A 21,914-nucleotide genomic window follows, 5' to 3' on the forward strand; every position below is an offset into this window, starting at 1 on the left:
ATGAAGTGCCCTCACTGTGGGATGAATATACGCGACAATATTGTGGAGTGTGGCTATTGCGGCGGCCAGATATCACCCACCTCCGGGAAATCTTCCGCAGCAGGCAGGACATCACCCAAAGAGAGTCCTGTAAAAAAAGGGACAAAACCTGCAAAACCCCAGGATAAAGAGATAGAAACAGAAGAAGATGAAGAAGAAGGAGGACTCTCGCCCTATCTTCAGCCGGGTGAACAGGTCCAGATCGGATCTCTTAACGTATCGGTGAAAAAATTCTTTTTCCATGCATATCTCACCGACAGGCGCATTTTTTTAATTGATACGCAGGAAAAGAAACTCAAGGTAACCGCAAAAGATGTTGCCCGGGACACTATCGCGGGATGCATCAGCGAGTTTTCCGAGAATTCAGATCCTGTCCTTGTAGTGTCAATACGGTCTCCTGACGATGAGATTAAGACGATGAAAATTGTCTTTGTCCAGAATGGCATGGACCGGTCAACCGAGATTGACGAATGGCTTTCGCTCCTCCAGGAAGAAAAACCTCCGAAAAAGGCCTCAAAGAAGAAGGCTGAAGAACCCGTCCGGGAGGAAGAAGATGCAGCAGTTGCTGCACCCGCAGAGAAACCCACACAGAGAGGGGGACTGCACCCGACAAAGAAGCCGGCCAAGGAGCATGAGAAACAACCTCCGGTAAAGCGGCTTCTTTCGATCTATAAGGTGCCCGAGAAAGAGCCGGAGCCCGAACCTAAGGAAGAAGAACCCCCCCGGCGTTCCCCCGTCCGGCAGCAGGAACCGGTGAAAAAACCGATCTCGATCAAGGAATATGATCAGGAGATCCCTTTCACCCCGAATGAAAATATCAGACTTACGAAGAAACCTGAAGTGCAGTCGGCAATGAAAGTTGCCATGAAGAGTGCGATGGAGCCGCTCAGACAGCCCTCCTCGCACCCGGTGAGAAAAGTAACTGCAGAACCCATGCGTCGCCCTCCGGTTGCGGAACCCGAACACCCTCCGTTTGTGGAAATTCTTCCTGAAGATAAGCCGGAAACCCATGAAAAAGCGGTGGAGGAAGATGAAGCGGGCAGTCCCCAGTTCTGTCATAACTGCGGCAAGAAACTCCCCCACAGCGCAAATTTCTGCCCGGGGTGTGGAACCAAACTATCTGCTCACAAAGCAGGGCATGCTAAAGAAGAAACTCACGGTTCAGGAAAGACGCATGTGCACACCCCGTCAGCCCCGCAGAGGAAAGTGCCAAAAATCACTGTATCTGCTGCAGATGAGGATGAAGAGGATGAGCATGATGCTGCACCTGCGCCGGTAAAACCCCCGGTTAAAAAGACCCCCCCGGGCAGCGAGATGACTATCCTCCACAAATTCCTGAGACGGTAAAACGTTTCTCTAAATAATCCAATCCACTCTTCTTTTTTCCCTGTCCTTCTAAAAGTATGCTCAATAAGTAATCTCTCCGGGTAATCCCTGAGAAAAACCCCTGACGTTTACCTGCACAAATCCCTTGCGCTTCTCGTAAATAGTGGTATTTCTTTACGGGATGGCATATTTTCTCCATCCAACAAAAACAGCTCGACCGGATTCCATTCCCGGTGAAAATACGCTCTGAAAGCGTGTTTTTTCATTACTACCGGTCATTTTTGGCCATCAGAAGAAAACGGTTATATCACTACCAGTCCCTTTTATTATTACGAAGTCTCACGAGGAACGGGAATGAAGAGAAATATCCAGATTGAAGCATTAGACCAGATCCCCCTTGAAAAGCAGCGGATTGAACTTGTTGAACGCAAATGCCTTGGCCACCCGGACAGCCTTGCAGATGGTATCGCTGAGTCGATCAGCCAGGCACTCTGCAAAACATATCTCGATGAGTTCGGGTTTGTTCTCCATCACAACACCGATCAGGGTGAAGTAGTTGCCGGGGAATCCCGCCCGAAATTCGGCGGCGGTAAGATGGTCCGCCCGATCTATGTCCTGATTGACGGGCGTGCAACCAAGCAGTTCAATGGCATCACGATCCCCGCCGATTCTGTAGCGGTGGAAGCAGCACACACCTATCTCCACAAGATTCTTCCCGAACTCAACCTCAACCGTGACCTGATGATTGACTGCCGTCTTGGAACCGGATCAACGGACCTGAGGGATGTTTTCAAGCCCTTACAGGGAAAAACACCACGCTCAAACGACACCTCATTCGGTGTCGGACACGCCCCCTTCTCAGAAGTTGAGAACATCATCAGGAACTCAGCAGAATATATCGATGTAAAACTCCGGAAAAAGTATCCTGCAATCGGACAGGACATCAAGATCATGGGTCTGCGCGATGGCAACACGATAACCTTGACAATTGCCTGCGCTATTGTCGACAAATACTGTGCAGATATCAAGGAATACCAGGAATACATGGTCCTTTTAAACGAAGAAATTGTCAAGATCGCAAAGAAGAGCACCAAGCGCAAAGTTGTCGTCCATGTCAACACCGCCGATGACATCAAGAAGGAGAGCGTCTTTTTGACCGTGACCGGTACTTCTGCCGAGATGGGCGATGACGGGTCTGTTGGTCGCGGCAACCGCTGCAATGGCCTGATCACCCCCAACCGCCCGATGAGCATGGAAGCAACCAGCGGTAAGAACCCGATCAACCATATCGGCAAGATCTACAACCTCCTCTCTACCCAGATTGCGCAGGACTGTGTCAAAAAGGTAGATGGGATTGACGAGATGTATGTCCGGCTCCTCTCACAGATCGGAAAGCCCATCGATCAGCCCCTTGTTGCCAGCGTGCAGGTGCTGCCCCAGTGTGGCATTAAATTAAAGGACATCAACGGCGAGATTCTCTCGATTGTGGATGAAAAACTCGCAACGGTTACCCATGTGACAGAAGCAGTCATCCGTGGTGAACTCAAGACGTTCTGATCGCAGACAGGAAAGACCGTGAAAGCTGTTAAACCAAAAAAAACAATAAAAGAAGCAAAAAAAACTGCTTCCCCCACCCCTTTTTCAGATATTGTGCGTCTTGCAATTCCCAATAAGGGCAGGATTGCAGAACCGATCATGGAACTGGTGGAAAAGAGCGGGCTCCATCTCGCAGAGACCGGTGAACGGCGCCTCATCACCCGTACCCTCGATCCTCATGTGGAGATCCTGTTCGCCCGTCCCATTGATATTCCGGAATATGTTGCCACGGGTGCAGCCGATCTCGGTATCACCGGTCATGACATGGTCATCGAGCGGGAGTCCGATGTGGAAGAGCTGCTCGATCTCCAGTCCGGGAAGGGAAAACTGGTGCTTGCGGTGCACGAGGATTCCCCGATCACGTCGGCAAAACAGCTGGCAGGAAAGAAGATCGCCACAGAATTTCCGGTCATCACCCGCACGTACTTTGAGCAGCAGAAGGTCAGGGTCAATGTGGTGCTGGTAGGGGGCGCCTGCGAAGCGACACCGCACCTCGGGATCGCGGATGCGATCATCGACCTGTCGAGCTCGGGCACGACCCTCAAGACCAACCGGCTCCGGGTGATCGACGAAGTGCTCCAGACGTCAACTATCCTGATCGCAAACAAGGAATCGCTCCGTACCAAGAAAGAGAAGATCGACGAGATCCATCTTGCGCTGGAGAGCGTGATCCGGGCACGCGGCCAATGCTACCTGATGATGAACGTGAAACGTGCCTCCCTGGATGCAGTGAAACGCGTGCTTCCCGGTCTTTCAGGGCCGACGGTTATGGACGTTGCATCGAGTGAAGATCTGGTCGCCGTGCATGCCGTAGTGAATGAGGAACGGGTCTATTCCCTTATCAACGCGCTGAGGCGGGCCGGTGCAAAAGATATCCTCGTGATGGCAATCCAACGGATGATTCGCTGATCCTGTATGAAGATCTTTCCTGCTGTTGATATCCTCGGGGGGAAATGTGTCCAGCTGGTGCAGGGCAGGCGGGAGAGTGCAACTGCGTATGGCGATCCTCTTGCCTGTGCCACCCGCTGGCTGGATGAAGGAGCCGATGCCCTCCATGTGGTGAATCTTGACGGGGCATTCGGCAGTTCCCAAAAAAATGCCGACCTGATTGCGGAACTTGTCAGGAAGACGGGTGTCGAGATCGAGCTGGGCGGCGGGATCCGGTCGGTGGAGGATGCAGCCCACTGGCTGAATACCGGTGTGTCGCGGGTGATCATCTCAACGCTCGCCACCCAGAAACCGGAATGTATCCGGCAACTTGCCAGCGAGTTCGGCAGCGAACGGGTGATGGCCGGCGTGGATGCCAAGGGCAACCAGATTGCCGTGCACGGCTGGCAGGAGACCGCCGGCAACTACCTGGACTGGACCACCCGGTTCGAGGAACTCGGGGCAGGTTCCCTGCTCTACACCAACGTGGATGTGGAAGGACTTCAGCAGGGAGTCCGGTTCGAGCCGGTGAAACGGCTGATCGATCACACCCGCCTGCCCGTGGTCGTTGCCGGCGGCGTGTCCGCACGATCCGATGTTGCAGGACTCAGGGAGATCGGGGCATTCGGGGCGGTGCTCGGCTCTGCCCTGTACAGCGGGAAGATTGGACTGAAAGAAGCACTGGAGGAGAGCCAATGAGAGTTGTGGAAGTGAAGCGGGAAACAAAAGAGACGAAGATCGTAATCAGGCTGAACCCCGAGGGCACCGGGAAGATAACGGTGGACAGCGGTGTCCCTTTTTTTGATCATATGCTCAACGCGATGGCACGGCACGGGGGATTTGATCTCACCTGCACAGCCAAGGGGGATCTCGGGGTGGACTGCCATCACACGATCGAGGATATCGGGATCGTGCTCGGGGATGCGGTAAAGCAGGTGATGGGTGACGGAAGGGGGATAAAGCGTTTCGCCCACGCGATCATCCCCATGGACGAGTCAATATCGACCGTCGTTCTCGACTGCGGGGGCAGGGGATACCTTGTCTTTACCGGCACGTTTGGCAGCAAAACCGTAGGCAATATTCCCGCAGATATTTTCGAGCATTTCTTCTACAGCGTGTGCAACCGGGCCGGCATCACCGCCCACATCGCATTTGCCGGCAAGAACGATCACCACCAGTGCGAGGCGATGTTCAAGGCATTCGGGATTGCGCTCGGTGAGGCGCTGTCCATGAGCGGGGACAAGAAGGTTGTGCGGAGTACTAAGGGGAAGTTCTGAACTGTCCGGAATGAACGGATGATGCGAACAATCTTCGTCACAAGTGCGTGAAAATATTTTTTGTTTTTGTCCACTCGTTATCGGTGGAAAACTGTTTTATCCGGGTACTACTGAGATACGGGAAAATACGCCCAATTCGGGCTCCGTTTTCCATACTCCCTTTCAGAAAACCCCGTAAACCTGCCCGTTTCAGTTCGCGTGGAAAATCTGCTTAAATTCCGCCCTGTTTGCCAAAATACGGGCGGAAACCCCCTCGCCCAATGGCTGCCAAAGGCCCGGGAATCGGGGCTTTTTCCGCCACCTGGTTTAGCCTATTCTATGCCCGGAAAGGCTGCCGGAATGCGGATATGAGGGTCATTTTTTCACGACGGAAGTTTTTAAAAATCATGTAAGTGAAGAATTGCTCTCCCTCATTAGGGATCCCTTACCGCTGGTACTTAACATTCCAGGGTTTGGACCCTGAGATAAAATACGCCCGTAGCGGGCTCCTTTTACCAAATTCCTGTCCGGAAAACCCCGTAAACCGGCCCGTTTCAGTTCGCGTGGAAAATCTGCTTAAATTTCACTCTGTTTGCCAAAATACGGGCGGAAACGCCCTCTCCCAACGCCTGCCATGTGCCCTGAAATCGAGGCCTTTTTCGCCACGTAGTTTATCCCATCAGCCCCTCCAAAACCCTGCCGGAATGCGGATATGAGGGTCATTTTTCCGGGAATGTCTAAAAAACAGGATTTTAACCTGAAATATGGCGAGCCGGTTGGGGTGCGGGGGTGAGCGCGGTGGCAATGTACGAAGCGTGCGAAGTTGGTGGCGGTTCAAGTATGATTGTATGCCAATCCTCTGCTCTTTTTCGTGGTTGTTGATTTTCAGATTTTGAGACAAAAATCGGAAATAACACGTTCATTTATCGAAATGAAATCTCATGTAAAACAAAGAAGGAGTCAATCTTCCTTAAAGCCGGTTTGCTATGATCTCTGTTCTCTGTGTAGATGATGATGCGGTACATCTCTCCCTTGAGAAAAGATGCCTTGAAGAGCCCGGTGCAATGACTATCACAACAGTGTTTTCATCACGAGAAGCACTTCGGGTGATGGAAACGAGCAGGTTCGACGTTGTTGTTGCTGACTACCAGATGCCCGGCATGGATGGAATTGAGTTACTCAAAGCGGTTCGTGCAGCAAACCCCGGTCTCCCGTTTATCTTATTCACCGGCAAGGGACGGGAAGAGGTAGTTATTGAGGCGTTCAACGATGGCGTGGATTTTTATCTCCAGAAAAACGGTGACCCCAAAATTCTGTTCCCCCATCTGAAAGATACGATCATAAAGGCAGTGAAGCTTGCAGCCGTGTGGAAAGCGTTTCATGATTCAGAGATCCGGTATCGCCGCCTCTTTGAGACAGCGCAGGACGGCATCCTGATCCTCGATGCAGAATACGGGAAGATAACTGATGCAAACCCGTTCCTCTTAACACTGCTGGGATATCCCCGGGAGCAGATACTGGGAAAAAAACTCTGGGAGATCGGGTTTATCCGGGACAAGGCGCTGGCAGAGAAGGCTGCTGCCCATTTAATAAGGACCGGATATATCCGGTATGAAGATCTGCCGCTGGAGACAAAAGACGGACGGGTAATTGATGTAGAGTTCGTCAGCAATGTCTACGTTGTGGATAATGAGAAGGTTATCCAGTGCAGTATCCGCGATATTACCGCTCACAAACTGGCAGAAGAGGAACGGGTACGTCTCGCTGCCATTGTGGAGAATGCGGATGAGGCAATCATTGGAAAAACGCTGGACGGAATAATCACCAGCTGGAACACCGGTGCCGAACGAATCTATGGGTATTCTGCACAGGAAGTTATCGGCAGGAATATCTCGCTGCTTATACCGCCGGATCTCCCGGATGACACACAGGCAAGTCTTGATCAGATCAGGAACGGCACGCCGGTTATCCGTTACGAAACCCTGCGCAGGAAAAAAGATGGCGGGCTGATCAACATTGCCCTGACAGTGTCACCGGTCAAAGATACACAGAAACGTCTGATCGGTGCATCCACCATTGCCTACGACATAACCGAGCGCAAGCGGGCTGAGGTGGCGCTGCGGGAGAGTGAGAAACGGTACCGGAATCTCTTTGATAATATGCTGGAGGGTTTTGCGTACTGCAGGGTGCTGTATGACAAGGAAAAACACCCCACCGACTTTATCTTTTTGAATGTTAATCTGGCGTTTAACCGGATTTTCGACACAACAACGGTCCTGGGAAAGCCGGTCACTGAAAATTTTCCCGGAATAAGGGAAGCATTCCCTGACCTGTTGGAGATCTATGGGCGGGTTGCATTGACCGGTGAACCGGAATCATTTGATCTCGATTTCAAACCTACAGAAAAGTGGTTGCATATCTCTGTCTATTCCCCGTCAAAAGAATATTTTGTTGCATTTTTTGAAGACATCACGGAACGCAAAGCAGCGAATGAAGCCCTGCGAACATTCGGGGAGCATCTTGAACGCAAAGTTATTGAACGAACCTCCGATCTCACGGATATTAACCTGAAACTGATGACGGAAATAGAGATCCGTGTCGATGCTGAAAAGCAGCTCTCGAAATCCGTGGGTGAAAAAGAAGTCCTGCTCAGGGAAGTCCACCACCGGGTGAAAAACAACCTCCAGATTATCATCTCCCTCTTAAACCTCCAGTCCCGTTTCATAACGGATCCGGTGACTCTTTCTGCATTTAAGGAAAGCCAGAACCGGGTCCGGGCGATGGCATTGGTCCATGAAAAACTCTACCAGTCAACTGATCTTGCAAAACTGGATCTTGGCAATTATCTCAAATTCCTCGGGGACAACATGCTCCATTTCTTTGGTATGAAAGGAAAGGGTATCATGCTCACCATGGATATCCGGGATATTTCCCTCGCCATCGACTCCGCTATTCCCCTCGGGCTGATGTTCAATGAACTCATTTCAAATGCTTTAAAATATGCATTTCCCAAGGGAAGACAGGGGGAGATTTACGTTACGATTCACCAGCAGGATCACACGCTCACCATCCAGTTCAAGGATAACGGCGTCGGTATCCCGGAGGATTTTGACTGGCGCAATGCCAATTCGCTGGGCCTCCGTCTCATCTGCTCGCTCGTGGAACAACTGGACGGGACTATCGAACTGGACCGGAGTTCAGGGACGACTTTTACGATTGTCGTCAACGAGAAAGTGTGATTGGTACTCAATCATTGCTCTGCCAGTCCACAGTAACCGTCATCAGAAAATCGCCAGGTTAATTCCAATTATTGTCTTGTATTTTGGAAGTTTGCTCAATCTATAAATCGTCACCAAAAATATAGGCTGCACATATGATCTCCAGATGTTATGAAAAGGCAAAAGCGTTCCTCATGACCCCGGTCGAGGAACTCCAGAAATCGCGGGATGACCCGACCGGGTTCACCCTCCAGTACTACATTTTCATCGTCCTGTTCAATGCGATCCTTACTGCACTCATCGCTCTCCTTCTCGGGGGACATGGGACACTCAATACCATGTCCCGGATGATGTCACAACTTGGCTGGGCACTGCCGTTTGTCGGGGCTGTTGGTGCAATCCTCATGGTTGTTGTCGTCGCTATCCTTGCGGTGATCTTTTTGTTCGTTTTTGCAATCTGGCTCCATATCTGGGTCTACCTGGCCGGCGGGCGAAAAGGATACATGGATACCGTAAAAGCCCTTGCTTATGGTTCAACGCCGGGCATGATCATCGGCTGGATCCCCATTATCGGACCGTTTATCGGCGGCATCTGGACATTGGTGCTTGAAGTGCTGAGCGTCCGGGAAATTCACCAGATATCGACCGAACGTGCAGTCATTGCCGTCATCCTTGCTGTAATTATCCCGATCATTATCATGCTGCTTTTCCTTGCAGCAGTCCTTTCGACAATGATGAGCGGAGCCACAATGATGCCGGGAAAGTACTAATTCTTCATCTTTTTTTAATCGACATTTCATTATTCAGCCTGATGCTCACATTATGTGAGGTTTTTATTTTCCCAATCTATTCTAAAAAAAGGGTGTCTTGTCTTGCAACTGCTTACCTGAGTTGTTTACTTTCCCAAGCATAAACGCACTCATCTGTTGCAAGTGCTTCCTGGTACTCTTCTCCGTTTACAGGTTCATAAAGAGCGGGATATCGTGTATGGACTGCATATTCTGTCAGATCCACGGTTGATTTCAAACGTCCGGCACAGGTTTTTCTTACATGAATAGTAATCGTACTTGTGTGTACCGATTCTTGTGCGTACCGATAAAAACAAACCTTTCTTTTTTAGGAACGTGGGGAAATATTTATTATATCATATACTGTTAAAAGAAATATACTAGTTACATCTTATCATCGAATATAATATCTAGTACAAATCCTGCACGGACAGCAGGTTACCCGGAGCAAAAAGTCTCCCCATGCATCATCGCAGACGTTTATGCAGCACGCTGTATCTTTTTAGAAAGGAGCGGAAAAGAAGTGCAGGAAATAAACACGGATGGGAAGATGAGCGGTACCGGAATAGTACACGAAATGTTACGGGTCTGATGAGCGCATTATGACAAGAAAACTGATGCTGATACCGATCGTTCACAGCGAGAAAGAGATGGGGTCATTAAAGAGCGACATCTCTGAGATGATCGACCGGAAATTCGGGAAAGAGAGACGGGATCAACACCGCAAGGATGTAGCGCTTTTCTGGGAAAACCTCCGCACGATCATAAATGCCGTTGTCGCCAATCTCGATGGCACTGCCATCAGGATATACCAGGATGGTATCCCCATCGGGGGTGAGATCGGCGCAAAACTCGTTGCTATGGGCGCAAAGGACGGCGTTCCCAACCACCAGATCGTCCTCTCCATCATCGAGCATGGCGGAGTGCTGGAGAAGACCGAGAGTCCGGCTCTCTTAAAAGAAGAGTATGAGATCATCAAAGCGATCGTGAACGCAAAGACGGACCCGGAACGGGAAGCACTGAGTGAGAAGCATAAGCACCGGCTCTATGATCTAACCCTCGAACGGGACAAGTACATCGCACAGCGGATCGAAGAATCCTTAAAGGACGGGCAGTACGGGCTGCTCTTTATCGGGGCAACGCACGATGTCGCACCGAACATAAACCCGGATATCGACCTGTTCATCTGTAACTTTGTTCTGGATGATATCCTGGCATGGCTGAAAAGAGGCAGTGCGGACAGGGTTGTTGCGCAGGGAAAAAAAGTCCCGTGAGATGGAATCCTTATGTCATGGTTACAGCGGATAATCGATCGCGATCCAAATGATGCAGTTACTGTTCCGGATGATCCGGAAATGACAGGAGGGATCGATCCCGGCCTGGAATCCCCCCTCTTTTCAGAAGTGTCCGTTTCCCCTGTATCACCCCCGGATACTGATGCAGTCCCCTGTCCTGATATCCATACCCGTACGGGTAAATCAATTTTTATCGTGGAAGATGAAGTGATTGTAGCCAATGATATAAAGGAGACATTAACAAACCTGGGATATGATGTTACGGGCATTGCGAAATCCGGAGAGGACGCGCTGGAAAAAGTTGAAGAACTCAGGCCCGATCTCGTGCTCATGGATATTCACCTTGCCACCGCAATGGACGGGATCGAGGCTGCAGGAATAATCCATACGCGCTTTGATATCCCGGTCATCTATCTCACCGCTTATGCCGATAAGGCGCTTCTTGACCGGGCAAAAGTCACCGAGCCGTTCGGGTATGTCATCAAACCCTTCGATGAGCGGGAACTCCAGTCAACAATCGAGATCGCATTCTATAAGCATAAACACGATCTGCAGATCCGTGAAGCATACGGGGAACTGGAACTGCGTATTGCCGAACGGACTAAAGAACTGGACCAGATCAACCGGGCAATGGCGGAAAGCGAACAGCAATACCGCAGCTTGTTTGACGAAGTCCCGATAGGCCTTTACCGCACTACCCCGTTGGGGCGGTTCCTGGATATTAACCCGGCTCTGGTATCTCTGCTGGGTTATCCGAATCGGGAAATGCTGATGAATGTCAGCGGATCTGATATATACGTGGACCCCCGGGATCGAAACCGGTGGTTGGATCTGATTAAGCGCGAAGGAATAGTGCGCGATTTCACAGTCCGGTTCCGCAAGTACGATGGAACGATTATCTGGGTACGGGATACCGGAAAAGCCGTCTATGATGACAGCGGTCATATCCTCTATTATAACGGAAATGTCGAGGACATCACCGAACGCAAGCAGGCAGAAGAAGCACTAAAACAATCCGAACGTCGGCTTATCGATATTGTCGAACACCTGCCCGATGCTACCTTCGCGATCGACAGGAACGGAACGGTCATCGCATGGAACCGGGTGATCGAGGAAATGACCGGCGTGAACAAAGAGGCGATAATCGGAAAAGGCAATTATGAGTATGCCCTCCCCTTTTACGGTGCTAAAAGACCTATACTCATCGACTGGATCCTCAACACTGGCAATAAAATCGACCCACGTGAGTACCAGAACATCAAAAAAATCGGACAGAACATTTATGCTGAGACGAAGACTGTCCTGTCAAACGGGAAGTCAGTTGCATTATGGGGTAATGCGAGCCCACTCTGCGATATAAATGGAAACCTGATTGGGGCAATCGAATCGATCCGTGACGTGACCGAACAAAAGCAGGTGGAGGAAGCGCTCCAGGCGAGCGAACAACGGTACCGGGATGTCGTCGAGGACCAGACCGAATTCATCTGCCGGTTTTTACCGGATGGAAGACTTACGTTCATCAATGAAGCCTATTGCAGTTATTTCCGGTTGAACCGGGAAGAAATTATCGGGAAACCGCATTTTGTTGTTCTTCTGCCGGATGATGCCCGACTGATGAAAACCCATCTTGCAGCACTCACGCCGGAAAATCCGGTTGCAGTGATCTCGCACAGGATTGTGATGCCATCCGGTGAAGTCTGCTGGCAGCGCTGGAGCGACCGGGCGATTTTTGACAATGAGGGTGATGTGATTGAATACCAGTCTGTCGGAAGGGATATCACCAGCCAGAAAGAGGCAGAGATCCAACTGAAAAATTACAAGGAAACCCTTGAGCAACAGGTACGTGACCGCACTTCTGAATTATCCAGAACAAACCTGAAACTGAAAAAAGAGATTGAAGACCGCAAAATAATCCAGAAAAAGTTAACCCAGTCATCCAATGAAAAAGATCTTCTGATCAGGGAGATTCATCACCGGGTCAAGAACAACCTGCAACTGATAATCGGGCTTATCGATATGACAAAGACGAGAGCGCATGAACCGATAGTCGTCTCTACGCTGACCGATATCATGACAAAAGTGCAGACCATGGGATCCATCCACACGCGATTATATGAGAGTAAACGATTCGATAAAATCAATATGAGAAAGCAGGTTCACGACCTTGTCGAAATGATATCAGGATTCTACGATCATGATCACCTCGATATCATGACAAACATCGATTGCGCAGAAATTTATCTTCCTGTTGACCAGGCAATTCCCTGTGCACTGGCGTTAAACGAGATCATCTCCAACATCCACAAACATGCATTCAAGGGGAGGAGAAATGGACTTATAGAGATCTCGTCATCCATCAAAGAGGATTTGCTCCGGTTTGTCATCCAGGACAATGGTGTCGGGGTGCCATCCGGGTTTGATATCGAAAAGAGTAATCGGCTTGGGCTCAGGCTGATGAGGACACTCGTTGAGCAGCAGTTGCACGGCAACGTTCAGATCACAGGTAAGAACGGAACTGAAGTGGTGATAGAATTTTGTATACGGCAGGAGGAGTATGGCCCGGGTACTGGTAGTTGATGACGAAGCGATCATCACGATGCAGCTCGAGGAGAAGATCAGCTCCATGGGGCATAAGGTAGTCGGCATGACATCATCCGGTGAGGATGCAATTGAAAAGGCACGGGTGACAAAACCCGACATTGTGCTGATGGATATCGTCATGCCGGGAAAGAAAAACGGCATCGATGCAGCAAAGGTGATCCACAAAGAACTGGGGATACCCGTCATCTTCATCACGTCGTATGCGGATGACAAGATCTTAGAGGAGGTAAAAAAGGTCAACCCCTACGGGTATATCGTTAAACCCTTCAACGAACTGGAACTCAAAGCAACGATCCAACTGGCGCTCTCACGGAAGAAGAGCGAGGAGAATGAACCGGGAAAGCGGGGACCCCGGAAGGAGCGGGGAGTGGATAAAGCCAGAGATGAGAGCGGTGACACCACTGAAACGGACAGTGCTATTGCACCGGAAAGTAAGACCGTGCTCCTGAACAATTTTTACCAGGGGCTGATCCTCGTCCTGTATACTCCCCCGCAGACAAACGAGGCGATTTATAAAACGTCTATTGAATATGGACTGAAAAATGGTCACCGGATATTCTTTGCCTATCACCAGTCGCGTATCCCGAAGTATTTCTATAAGGAGATCCAGACTGGCGAGATTGTCCCGCACCGGTTGAAACAAGGGAAACTCGATACAGTCATCCCCGCTATTGGGACCCTCTTTGAAGCATCGCAGGAAACCGAAAAAGCCAGGGGTTGGCAGATCCTTATGGACTTCTCAGATGTTGAGGATATTGGGGAGATCTGTGCGATCAAAGAGTATATACTCAAAATGATACCGGAAGACTCACCCGTATCGGGGATTATCGCCTTGAACATCGAGCAGTTGAGTCGTGAACAGATCGAGTCGGTATCTGCCGGCATCACAAAGGTGATTGTCTCAACTGGTGACGAAATTTCGGTTTCGATAGCGAATCATTCCTATCCCCTCGAAACCCTCTCCATCGTACCACAGGCGATGATCGATGAGATCGTGCGCAAATCATTAGAACCGCTCGTCCTCTCGATCTTAAACAGGCCCTTGTCTGGTTATGACATCGTCCACGAGATCCATAGCCGGCACAACGTGCTCATCCCGCAGTCCCGGATCTACACGATCCTGTACGAACTCGAAAGGCAGGGGATTTTAGAAGTAAAAACATCCGGCAAGTCAAAGATGTATGTCCCGACAGAGCGGGGGGGCGCGTATATCCGGCAGAAAGTGAACGAGTTCAAATTTACATTCCAGCATATCTTCGGAGGTGTGGCACATGAAGGTGAAAGTATCCGCAGCGCGAAATAAGGACATCGGACGGGGGATTGGCAGGATCGATCCAAAGACCATGGAAGAACTGGGCGCAGGTGTCGGGGACATCATGGAGATCTCCGGAAAACGGACTACCTGTGTAAAGGTGATGCCATCTTTTCCGGAAGACCGTGGGAAAGGGACGATACAGATCGACGGAATTGTGAGGAAAAATGCAACCGTAGGCATCAATGAGACCTTAGAGATCAAAGCGATCACCATCCCACCGGTGAGTCATGTCGTGCTCCAGCCGCTCGACCGGTTCTTGCAAAAAGAAATTGACAGCCGCCTGTTTGAAGGAATACCGGTAACAAAGGGCGACCAGATCCGCCTCTCCATGTTCGGGAAGAAGTTTGATTTTCTTATCTGTGATGCCACACCGGAGATTGGGCTGATCACCCGGACTACATCTGTCAAAATCTATGGGAAGAAGACACAGGAAAAAGAGACAAAGAAGAGTCTCATCTCGTACGAGGATATCGGCGGATTAAAAGGACAGGTCGACAAGATCCGGGAAATGATCGAGCTCCCCTTAAAATATCCCGAACTTTTTGAACGCATGGGCATTGACCCGCCACGGGGCGTCCTCCTCTACGGTCCTCCGGGCACGGGTAAAACGCTCATCGCAAAGGCAGCAGCACAGGAAACCGATGCCTACCTGATCTTTATCTCAGGTCCCGAGATCGTAGGGAAATATTACGGGGAATCGGAAGCCCGGTTACGGGAAATCTTTGCAGAAGCCCAGAAGAATGCCCCTGCCATTGTCTTTATCGATGAGATTGACGCGATTGCCCCCAAGCGCGAGGATGTGGGCGGCGACAAGCAGGTGGAACGGCGTATCGTTGCCCAACTCCTCTCGATTATGGACGGTCTGAAGGACCGGGGACAGGTGATCGTGATCGCAACGACCAATATCCCCAACTCGCTCGATCCTGCACTCCGGAGACCCGGCCGGTTTGACCGGGAGATCATGATCCCGATCCCGGACCGGGACGGGCGACGGGAGATCATCGAGATCCACACGCGGGGCATGCCGCTTGCTGCGGATGTAGACTTCGATGAACTGGCAAATATCACGCACGGGTATGTCGGCGCTGACCTTGCAGCACTCTCCCGTGAGAGTGCGATGCATGCACTCCGGAAGATATTGCCGGATATTGACTTTACTAAGCACGAAGTCCCGTACGAGTTGATCGCCGATCTTACGGTAAAAAAAGAGGATTTTATGAATGCGTTCCGGGAGATCGAACCATCCGCCCTGCGTGAGGTCTTTGTTGAGATCCCCGATGTCGGTTGGGATGATGTGGGGGGCCTGTCTGAAATCAAGGAAGAGATCCGGGAGGCGGTCGAACTCCCGCTGAAATGTGCGGATCTGTATACCTATGCAGCGGTCACTCCCCCGAAAGGGATACTGCTGTACGGTCCTCCGGGCACGGGTAAGACGCTCATAGCAAAGGCGATCGCCCACGAGACACAGTCGAATTTTATTTCGATCAAGGGGCCGGAGCTGCTCTCGCGGTTCGTGGGTGAGTCTGAGCGTGGCATTCGTGAGATCTTCAAAAAAGCCCGACAGGCAGTCCCCTGCATCATCTTCTTTGACGAGATCGATGCGATCGCCCCGACCAGGGGCGGCAGGAATGACAACGGCGTTACCGAACGGGTCATCGCACAACTCTTAACTGAGATGGACGGTCTTGAGGAGTTAAAAGGCGTTACCGTCCTTGCCGCGAGCAACCGTATCGACATGATCGATCCTGCACTCCTCCGGGCAGGACGCATGGATCTCCAGATCGAGCTGCCTAAGCCTGACGAGACGGGACGTCTTGAGATCTTCAAGGTGCATACACGAAAACGACCTATCGTAAAAGGGGTGAAACTTGCCGATTACATCAAAGAGACAGAAGGGTTCACCGGTGCAGAGATAGAGGCAGTCTGCAACCGCGCCGCCATTCTTGCCATCCGGGAGTTCTCAAAAACCGAAAAGGACCCGTCCGCATTTGTGATCAAATCGTTGCATTTCACCCGAGCGATTGAGGATGTGCGAGCCAATACTTCCAATACTTGAAACAATATTCGGAAATTCCGGGAACCTATATACTCTTCCCCATTGAGTAGGTTGTGGGCAAAAATGCCCAGAACATAAAGGAGGAGAAAAACATGGTAGAAAAAATGAACTCATCTTCGAGCCTCGTGGAGGTTATTGACCGTATTCTGGACAAGGGCATTGTTGTTGACGCATGGGCACGCGTCTCACTTGTCGGTATTGAGATACTCTCTATCGAAGCCCGCGTCGTGATCGCATCGGTTGAGACGTTCCTGAAGTACGCAGAAGCTGTCGGGCTTACGGAACACGCAGAAATTGCTGCATAATCATATATCCTTCTCTGGGATGAATTCAAATGTATCCACATGTATGGAGATGCAATCCAATCATTCTTTTGAATTCAATCCTTAAATTTTGCACCAGATATTCACAACCACATTTTCCCAAGGTACGATTCGTTCACGTCATTACAATGCACGTCCCTCATGCTGCATAGTATGACCATAATATCGATATCTTTTTCGTTTTTAAAATTTTTCGTTAGTTAAGATTGTATCTGAATAACCTATGACCGGAACATGAGCATTTACCGGTAAATAGCGAGGAAGACTGGATACAGATACAATAAAAATCCGTACAATATTACCCTGGAGATCATCGGGAGTTGCGCATATCGGTGATTGTCATCAGAACGATCAATCTGATATGCCTGTATTCCGGTATACCCCGTCACTCATCAGATCTGGTATTCCCGTTATACCCGTTGCAGTATTATGTGTCCGATTCCGTGTTACGGGGTACTCACTCCTCATGATGTACCTGTCCCCAACAATGTACCGTGCACCGGGTTACCCTTGCTACACCGGGTGTCCCTGTTCCTTTGATGTAACTGATTCTTCGGCATACCTTCTTCCACGTGACCAGCAGCGCCCGTGCCCCCCATAGTCTCTGTTGACCGGAGTGACTTGCAGGAAAAGGACCGGGGAACGCGAGGGAACAGATAAGATATGGGGATCCTGGCACCCCGCACTTGTCACGGCGCATACCCAGAACCCGATCCGGGCGTAGCTGTGTTCGTTTTGCCCTGTCTTTTGCACCTGCATCGTATCCTCAAATTTCGAAACAAAATTCGGAAATTCCGGGCACGTATTTATCAGATCCGTTCAGAATGGAAGAGTGTCAAAACAAAGACAGATGTGAGGTGGGAAAAATGACAATAGCAGATGGAATGCACCAGATCGTTGACAACATCAACGAAGCCAGATCGGCCAGGACATCGGACATTGCAGGATTGGTACGAGAAGTCGGGGCGATCCGTGCCGGCGCACAGAAGGACCTGAAACTGATCAGCCGCGTCCGGAGGCACAATGCCACCGCCCAGAAAAAGACACTCCACAAGTATGTAAAGAACCTGAAACATGACTCGCTGGATATGCTGGGCGGTTTTTCCGCAAGCCGGATAGCGATGGGACAGGAATGCCGGGAAGAGCTCGGGGACTTTACGGACCAGTTAAAAAAGGACGTCACCGACATCCGGCTCGATGCGGTACACATGATTCACGGCTTTGCAGATGAACGGGTGAGCCGGGGCATTGAACTCTCCCGGATGCTCAGGTCCTACAATGATGGAATCGTAGACGATGTACAGCAGTTAATGGGCATGTTCAAACAGGAGCGCATCCCGTTCCAGGAAGACCTGGCAGAAGCACACGGGATCTGGCAGAACGAGCGTTCGGGCGGACATGTACACACAAAAGTCCCAAAACGAACCGAGGCAAAGGCAGCAAAAGAGACAAAGACTCCCGAAGAGAAGGAAGGAGCCGTACTCAAGCAAAAGATCCTCAAAGCGATAAAAGCCTCTCCGGATGGAATCACCCTTGCAAAAGCAGGCAAGAAGGTAGGGATTGAATGGAGAAAACTTGTCAGACCTGCAAAAGAACTCGTTGAAGCGGGCTTAGTCGCAAAGAAGGAAACCCAGTACTTCCCGAACTAAAAACCAGAATTCCGGGAGAACTCTTTTTTGGTTTGACAAAAGCCCAAAAATAATGGTTCAACCGGCATGTCACACCGCTGGGAGAGCACACTATGGATCTTGTAACCGTAATAAACCCAAAACCCCAGAACGAATTTGTTGAGACCCCCTATATCACGAGCATCGCGGATCGGGGTCTGCGCTATATTAAAAAAGGGTTCCCCATTCATTTATCCGGACCCACTGGCTGCGGAAAGACCACCCTTGCTTTGCATATTGCATACCTGCTGGGGAGACCCGTGGTGCTGATCAACGGCGACGAGGAGTTCAGTACGTCGTCTCTTGTCGGCAGTCAGTCCGGGTACCGGAAACGCAAGGTGATCGACCGGTTCGTCTCCAGGGTTTACAAATCCGATGAGTCCATGACGAAGACCTGGTTGGATGACCGGCTTACGACTGCCTGCAAGCACGGGTTTACCCTGATCTATAACGAGTTCACCCGGTCACGCCCCGAAGCAAACAATATCTTTTTAGGGGTACTCGAAGAGCGGATGCTCGAACTGCCGAGCGCGTCTGAAGACGGCAACTACATCAAGGTCCACCCGGACTTCTCTGCAATCTTCACGAGCAACCCGGAGGAGTATGCCGGAGTATTCCGGTCTCAGGACGCACTGATGGACAGGATGATCACCCTGCCGATGACCCATTATGATGAGGAGACTGAGATCGCTATCACGCAGGCAAAGGCGGGGGTATCTCATTCTGTGGCAAAGAAGATTGTAAAGTTCGTACGAAAACTCCGGGCGGCAGATGTCTGTGAGTTCAGTCCTACGATCAGGGCTTCGGTCGCAATCGCCCGCGTCTATGACGAAGGGGACAAAGAATGGTTCGAACAGACCTGCATCGATATCCTCTCGCCTAAGATCGGAAAGGGTGACAAGGGAGATGTCGATCCTGCCGGAATCATCCGTGACCTGATAGCGAGTTAGGACCCTGTCATCCGGGTTATGTGCTGCCACCGGCATCCTAGTGCCTGGAAAGCATAAAACATCGCATGCAAAGAAACGAACCATCGATGGAGAGAACGAGATGAAGACCGCACGAGATATCCGATCCGGACTTGACCTGTCACGGGATAAGAAGGTCCCCTGCCGGACGATCCAGATCGAGGACGAGATCAAAAAGAGGCTTGCAGAAACCGAGGGAGCCCTGCTTACCGAGGACGAACGGAACGCGATTATTAAAAAAGAGGAAAAAAGGATACAGGTCCATAACCGGGCACTCACGAAGGCACGCCGTAAGATACTGAAGAGGAAAGAAGCAACTTCACTCGTCCAGGCAGTCCGCCGTGGCGAAAAGGTAAAAAATACTGCTGAAGTGACCGTCATCCCAAATAAAAAAGCATCCCCGAAAAAGAAGGCGTACCATGAAATCGATGTTGCGTACTGAGACCCAGTCGAAACTCCGGTGGCGGTACGTGTATGCCATCATCCCCTCGCGAAAGGAGCACACCTTTGGGCCTATCGGTCTCGATGGCGAGAACGTGTACACGATTCACTACCGGGAGATTGCAGCAGTCGTCTCCGATTCCCCGACAAAGACCTTCGAGGTGCTCGATTACGGGATCGTCCACCAGCAGGCGCTCGAGAAGATCATGAAGGAGTACTGTGTTATCCCGATGAGCTTCGGGCAGTCAACATCTGAGGGGGATATCAAAACATTCCTCTCACGTAACTATCCGAAATTGAGGATGTACTTCACCAAACTTATCGGAAAGACCGAACTCGGGCTGAAAGTAACCTGGAAGATCGACACGACGATAAAAGAGATCGCTGCATCCAATGTCAAGATCCGTGCAATGAAGCACCAGATCGCGGGCAAACCTCTCGAAAAGACCTACCGTCAGCGCCTCACGCTCGGGACGAAGGTCGCCGAAGAACTGACCAAACGGGAGGAGAAGATCGCCCATGACATCTTTAACCGGCTGGGCGGGATTTCGGCGGATGCGAAGATGAACAAGAACCTCTCGGACGAGATGGTCTTAAACGCTGCCTTCCTTGTTGACAAAACCAAAGAGCGGGACTTCGACATGCTCGTCAACACGCTCGAACAGGAGTACGGGGAGAAACTACTGATGAAGTATGTGGTCGCACCGCCGTATAACTTTGTGAACGTGCGGATACGGAGCTGAATTATGGTCCTCATCGTCGATGACCTGCTCAAACTGCCGTTCGATCTCGGCATGAAGGTGCTCCAGGGGATTGCAGATGATGCAGATGCAATGACCTTAAGCACGGAGCGGTCAGTCCGGGAACAGGTGCTCAGGACTCAGATGCAGTTCGAGCGGGGTGACCTGCCCGAAGAGGAGTACCGGGCTGCGATGATCCAGCTCCGGAAACGTCTGAATGAAGTAAAAGGTGTATAACATGGCAAAACAGGTGCAGGTGCAGGCAAAACCCAAAGGGCAGAACATGAAGCAGTTACTGGATTCCGTCAAAAAGGAGATGGTGGAACTCACATCACTGCCGTTCAACATGATCGCCGGCGTGGCACTCGACGAAGAGACGCACATGCCTATCGTGACAATCGAACTCGTAGAGAGGAAAGCGATTCCCGACTCCATGGATCTCTTGGGAATATACGAAGTCATCATGAATGACGAGGGCGGGGTTGCCACGTTCAAGCGGGTCAGTATGCGAAAACGCGGGGACGTGGTCTCAGCAACGGAATATTAACATCCGGTCATTTTCGGGGGTATGGAAAATGGAGAAAAAAAAGGTAAAAAACAATGAACCCATCCTGGATTTCGGCTTGAAATTCGGGGGGATACTGACCGAACTGGGAAACTTCACCCAGGACATAACAAAGATGGTCGAGGAGGGAAAAACCGAGATGAACAGGACCGGTGAAATCTCTTTTGACAAGTCCCAAAAACGAAAAGGGATGTACGGGATCTCTGTCCGGATGGGCGGGGATGGTATGCCCCGTGTCGACACCTTCGGCAGGAGGCCTGAGTCGGAGACCCGCGAACCGATTGTTGACGTCTTTGATGAAGCCGACCGGTTACAGGTAATTGTCGAGCTTCCCGGAGTTGAAGAAAAGGACATTTCCCTTGAATTGAAAGACCGCACCCTTATTCTTACCGCAGGGAAGGGTGAACGGAAGTACAGAAAAGAGATCGATCTCGGGGCTACGGTCAAAGGTGAGCCAAAGAAGCAGTACAAGAACGGGATACTTGAGATCAATCTCAAGAAGGCGTGAAAGTATGCAGTCTGGCACATTATCCGGAGTCGACATTTTCGATGAAACTGACCGGTTGCAGGTGATAGTGGAACTGCCCGGAGTAAGTAAAGAGGATATCTCTGTAAACGTGAAGGCAAATGCCTTAAAAATTGTTGCCATGGCAGGTGCCCGGCAATATCACAGGCACATCGATCTGGGGGTTCCGGTCAAGGGTGAACCTGAAATTCACTACAACAATGGCGTCCTTGAGATCATGCTGGGAAAGGCTTAGGAGATTATGAGAACCGTTCAGCTATATCAGCG

20 protein-coding genes are annotated in these 21,914 nt (G+C 50.7%); all 20 read left to right on the plus strand.

The annotated features are described in order from the left end of the window. The 20 genes from WC593_05075 (at nt 1) to WC593_05170 (ending at nt 21,882) form a co-directional block, all read left to right on the plus strand. On the plus strand, nt 1-1,386 hold the full coding sequence (locus tag WC593_05075; GenBank protein MFA4824513.1) for a zinc-ribbon domain-containing protein: 1,386 nt from the start codon (nt 1-3) through the stop codon (nt 1,384-1,386). A 333-nt stretch (nt 1,387-1,719) separates the two neighbouring features. After that, on the plus strand, nt 1,720-2,922 hold the full coding sequence (locus WC593_05080) for a methionine adenosyltransferase (protein ID MFA4824514.1): 1,203 nt from the start codon (nt 1,720-1,722) through the stop codon (nt 2,920-2,922). 90 nt (nt 2,923-3,012) lie between these two features. Then, complete coding sequence (gene hisG / locus WC593_05085; GenBank protein ID MFA4824515.1) at nt 3,013-3,870, plus strand: ATP phosphoribosyltransferase; 858 nt, start codon at nt 3,013-3,015, stop codon at nt 3,868-3,870. A gap of 6 nt (nt 3,871-3,876) precedes the next feature. Beyond that, nucleotides 3,877-4,587, plus strand: coding sequence for a 1-(5-phosphoribosyl)-5-[(5-phosphoribosylamino)methylideneamino]imidazole-4-carboxamide isomerase (gene hisA / locus WC593_05090; GenBank protein MFA4824516.1), 711 nt, complete (start codon nt 3,877-3,879; stop codon nt 4,585-4,587). After that, nucleotides 4,584-5,165 carry an imidazoleglycerol-phosphate dehydratase HisB gene (gene hisB, locus WC593_05095; protein ID MFA4824517.1) on the plus strand — a complete coding sequence of 194 codons (582 nt, stop codon included), beginning with the start codon at nt 4,584-4,586 and terminating at the stop codon, nt 5,163-5,165. The genes hisA and hisB overlap by 4 nt, the downstream gene beginning before the upstream one ends. 965 nt (nt 5,166-6,130) lie before the next feature. Further along, a complete protein-coding gene (locus WC593_05100) occupies nt 6,131-8,383 on the plus strand; it encodes a PAS domain S-box protein (protein ID MFA4824518.1) in 2,253 nt (750 codons plus the stop codon). Nucleotides 8,384-8,517: 134 nt separating this feature from the next. Then, nucleotides 8,518-9,132, plus strand: a complete 615-nt coding sequence (locus WC593_05105) for a YIP1 family protein (protein ID MFA4824519.1) — start codon at nt 8,518-8,520, stop codon at nt 9,130-9,132. A gap of 620 nt (nt 9,133-9,752) precedes the next feature. Next, nucleotides 9,753-10,424: a hypothetical protein gene (locus WC593_05110; protein MFA4824520.1), complete on the plus strand. Its 672-nt coding sequence runs from the start codon at nt 9,753-9,755 to the stop codon at nt 10,422-10,424. A 12-nt stretch (nt 10,425-10,436) separates the two neighbouring features. Further along, on the plus strand, nt 10,437-13,022 hold the full coding sequence (locus tag WC593_05115) for a PAS domain S-box protein (protein ID MFA4824521.1): 2,586 nt from the start codon (nt 10,437-10,439) through the stop codon (nt 13,020-13,022). After that, nucleotides 13,000-14,349, plus strand: a complete 1,350-nt coding sequence (locus WC593_05120) for a response regulator (protein MFA4824522.1) — start codon at nt 13,000-13,002, stop codon at nt 14,347-14,349. Before WC593_05115 ends, WC593_05120 begins: the two co-directional genes overlap by 23 nt. Further along, the gene (locus tag WC593_05125) at nt 14,318-16,417 is read left to right on the plus strand and encodes a CDC48 family AAA ATPase (GenBank protein MFA4824523.1); all 2,100 of its coding nucleotides are present in this window, start codon (nt 14,318-14,320) and stop codon (nt 16,415-16,417) included. Before WC593_05120 ends, WC593_05125 begins: the two co-directional genes overlap by 32 nt. 92 nt (nt 16,418-16,509) lie before the next feature. Continuing rightward, nucleotides 16,510-16,722: a gas vesicle structural protein GvpA gene (gvpA, locus tag WC593_05130; GenBank protein ID MFA4824524.1), complete on the plus strand. Its 213-nt coding sequence runs from the start codon at nt 16,510-16,512 to the stop codon at nt 16,720-16,722. An 884-nt stretch (nt 16,723-17,606) separates the two neighbouring features. After that, nucleotides 17,607-18,389 carry a hypothetical protein gene (locus WC593_05135; protein ID MFA4824525.1) on the plus strand — a complete coding sequence of 261 codons (783 nt, stop codon included), beginning with the start codon at nt 17,607-17,609 and terminating at the stop codon, nt 18,387-18,389. 92 nt (nt 18,390-18,481) lie between these two features. Then, nucleotides 18,482-19,357 (plus strand): gas vesicle protein GvpN, encoded by an 876-nt coding sequence (gvpN, locus tag WC593_05140; protein ID MFA4824526.1) that lies wholly within the window; start codon nt 18,482-18,484, stop codon nt 19,355-19,357. 100 nt (nt 19,358-19,457) lie between these two features. Further along, nucleotides 19,458-19,817: a hypothetical protein gene (locus tag WC593_05145; GenBank protein ID MFA4824527.1), complete on the plus strand. Its 360-nt coding sequence runs from the start codon at nt 19,458-19,460 to the stop codon at nt 19,815-19,817. After that, a complete protein-coding gene (locus WC593_05150; protein MFA4824528.1) occupies nt 19,795-20,559 on the plus strand; it encodes a GvpL/GvpF family gas vesicle protein in 765 nt (254 codons plus the stop codon). The genes WC593_05145 and WC593_05150 overlap by 23 nt, the downstream gene beginning before the upstream one ends. A 3-nt stretch (nt 20,560-20,562) precedes the next feature. Further along, complete coding sequence (locus WC593_05155) at nt 20,563-20,793, plus strand: hypothetical protein (protein ID MFA4824529.1); 231 nt, start codon at nt 20,563-20,565, stop codon at nt 20,791-20,793. A 1-nt stretch (nt 20,794) separates the two neighbouring features. Then, nucleotides 20,795-21,103: a gas vesicle protein GvpO gene (gene gvpO / locus WC593_05160; GenBank protein MFA4824530.1), complete on the plus strand. Its 309-nt coding sequence runs from the start codon at nt 20,795-20,797 to the stop codon at nt 21,101-21,103. Between the two features lie 28 nt (nt 21,104-21,131). Beyond that, nucleotides 21,132-21,629 carry an Hsp20/alpha crystallin family protein gene (locus tag WC593_05165; protein ID MFA4824531.1) on the plus strand — a complete coding sequence of 166 codons (498 nt, stop codon included), beginning with the start codon at nt 21,132-21,134 and terminating at the stop codon, nt 21,627-21,629. A 4-nt stretch (nt 21,630-21,633) separates the two neighbouring features. Beyond that, nucleotides 21,634-21,882 (plus strand): Hsp20/alpha crystallin family protein, encoded by a 249-nt coding sequence (locus tag WC593_05170; protein ID MFA4824532.1) that lies wholly within the window; start codon nt 21,634-21,636, stop codon nt 21,880-21,882. Nucleotides 21,883-21,914 lie beyond the last annotated feature (32 nt).

This window comes from Methanoregula sp., from assembly GCA_041645435.1.
Lineage (GTDB): Archaea > Halobacteriota > Methanomicrobia > Methanomicrobiales > Methanospirillaceae > Methanoregula.

Excerpts from the sequence above, each read along its gene's own strand:
- WC593_05075 (MFA4824513.1), top strand. The coding sequence starts at position 1 with ATGAAGTGCCCTCACTGTGGGATGAATATACGCGACAATATTGTGGAG.
- WC593_05080 (MFA4824514.1), top strand. The coding sequence starts at position 1,720 with ATGAAGAGAAATATCCAGATTGAAGCATTAGACCAGATCCCCCTTGAA.
- hisA (MFA4824516.1), top strand. The coding sequence starts at position 3,877 with ATGAAGATCTTTCCTGCTGTTGATATCCTCGGGGGGAAATGTGTCCAG.
- hisB (MFA4824517.1), top strand. The coding sequence starts at position 4,584 with ATGAGAGTTGTGGAAGTGAAGCGGGAAACAAAAGAGACGAAGATCGTA.
- WC593_05100 (MFA4824518.1), top strand. The coding sequence starts at position 6,131 with ATGATCTCTGTTCTCTGTGTAGATGATGATGCGGTACATCTCTCCCTT.
- WC593_05105 (MFA4824519.1), top strand. The coding sequence starts at position 8,518 with ATGATCTCCAGATGTTATGAAAAGGCAAAAGCGTTCCTCATGACCCCG.
- WC593_05110 (MFA4824520.1), top strand. The coding sequence starts at position 9,753 with ATGACAAGAAAACTGATGCTGATACCGATCGTTCACAGCGAGAAAGAG.
- WC593_05115 (MFA4824521.1), top strand. The coding sequence starts at position 10,437 with ATGTCATGGTTACAGCGGATAATCGATCGCGATCCAAATGATGCAGTT.
- WC593_05120 (MFA4824522.1), top strand. The coding sequence starts at position 13,000 with ATGGCCCGGGTACTGGTAGTTGATGACGAAGCGATCATCACGATGCAG.
- WC593_05125 (MFA4824523.1), top strand. The coding sequence starts at position 14,318 with ATGAAGGTGAAAGTATCCGCAGCGCGAAATAAGGACATCGGACGGGGG.
- gvpA (MFA4824524.1), top strand. The coding sequence starts at position 16,510 with ATGGTAGAAAAAATGAACTCATCTTCGAGCCTCGTGGAGGTTATTGAC.
- WC593_05135 (MFA4824525.1), top strand. The coding sequence starts at position 17,607 with ATGACAATAGCAGATGGAATGCACCAGATCGTTGACAACATCAACGAA.
- gvpN (MFA4824526.1), top strand. The coding sequence starts at position 18,482 with ATGGATCTTGTAACCGTAATAAACCCAAAACCCCAGAACGAATTTGTT.
- WC593_05145 (MFA4824527.1), top strand. The coding sequence starts at position 19,458 with ATGAAGACCGCACGAGATATCCGATCCGGACTTGACCTGTCACGGGAT.
- WC593_05150 (MFA4824528.1), top strand. The coding sequence starts at position 19,795 with ATGAAATCGATGTTGCGTACTGAGACCCAGTCGAAACTCCGGTGGCGG.
- WC593_05155 (MFA4824529.1), top strand. The coding sequence starts at position 20,563 with ATGGTCCTCATCGTCGATGACCTGCTCAAACTGCCGTTCGATCTCGGC.
- gvpO (MFA4824530.1), top strand. The coding sequence starts at position 20,795 with ATGGCAAAACAGGTGCAGGTGCAGGCAAAACCCAAAGGGCAGAACATG.
- WC593_05165 (MFA4824531.1), top strand. The coding sequence starts at position 21,132 with ATGGAGAAAAAAAAGGTAAAAAACAATGAACCCATCCTGGATTTCGGC.
- WC593_05170 (MFA4824532.1), top strand. The coding sequence starts at position 21,634 with ATGCAGTCTGGCACATTATCCGGAGTCGACATTTTCGATGAAACTGAC.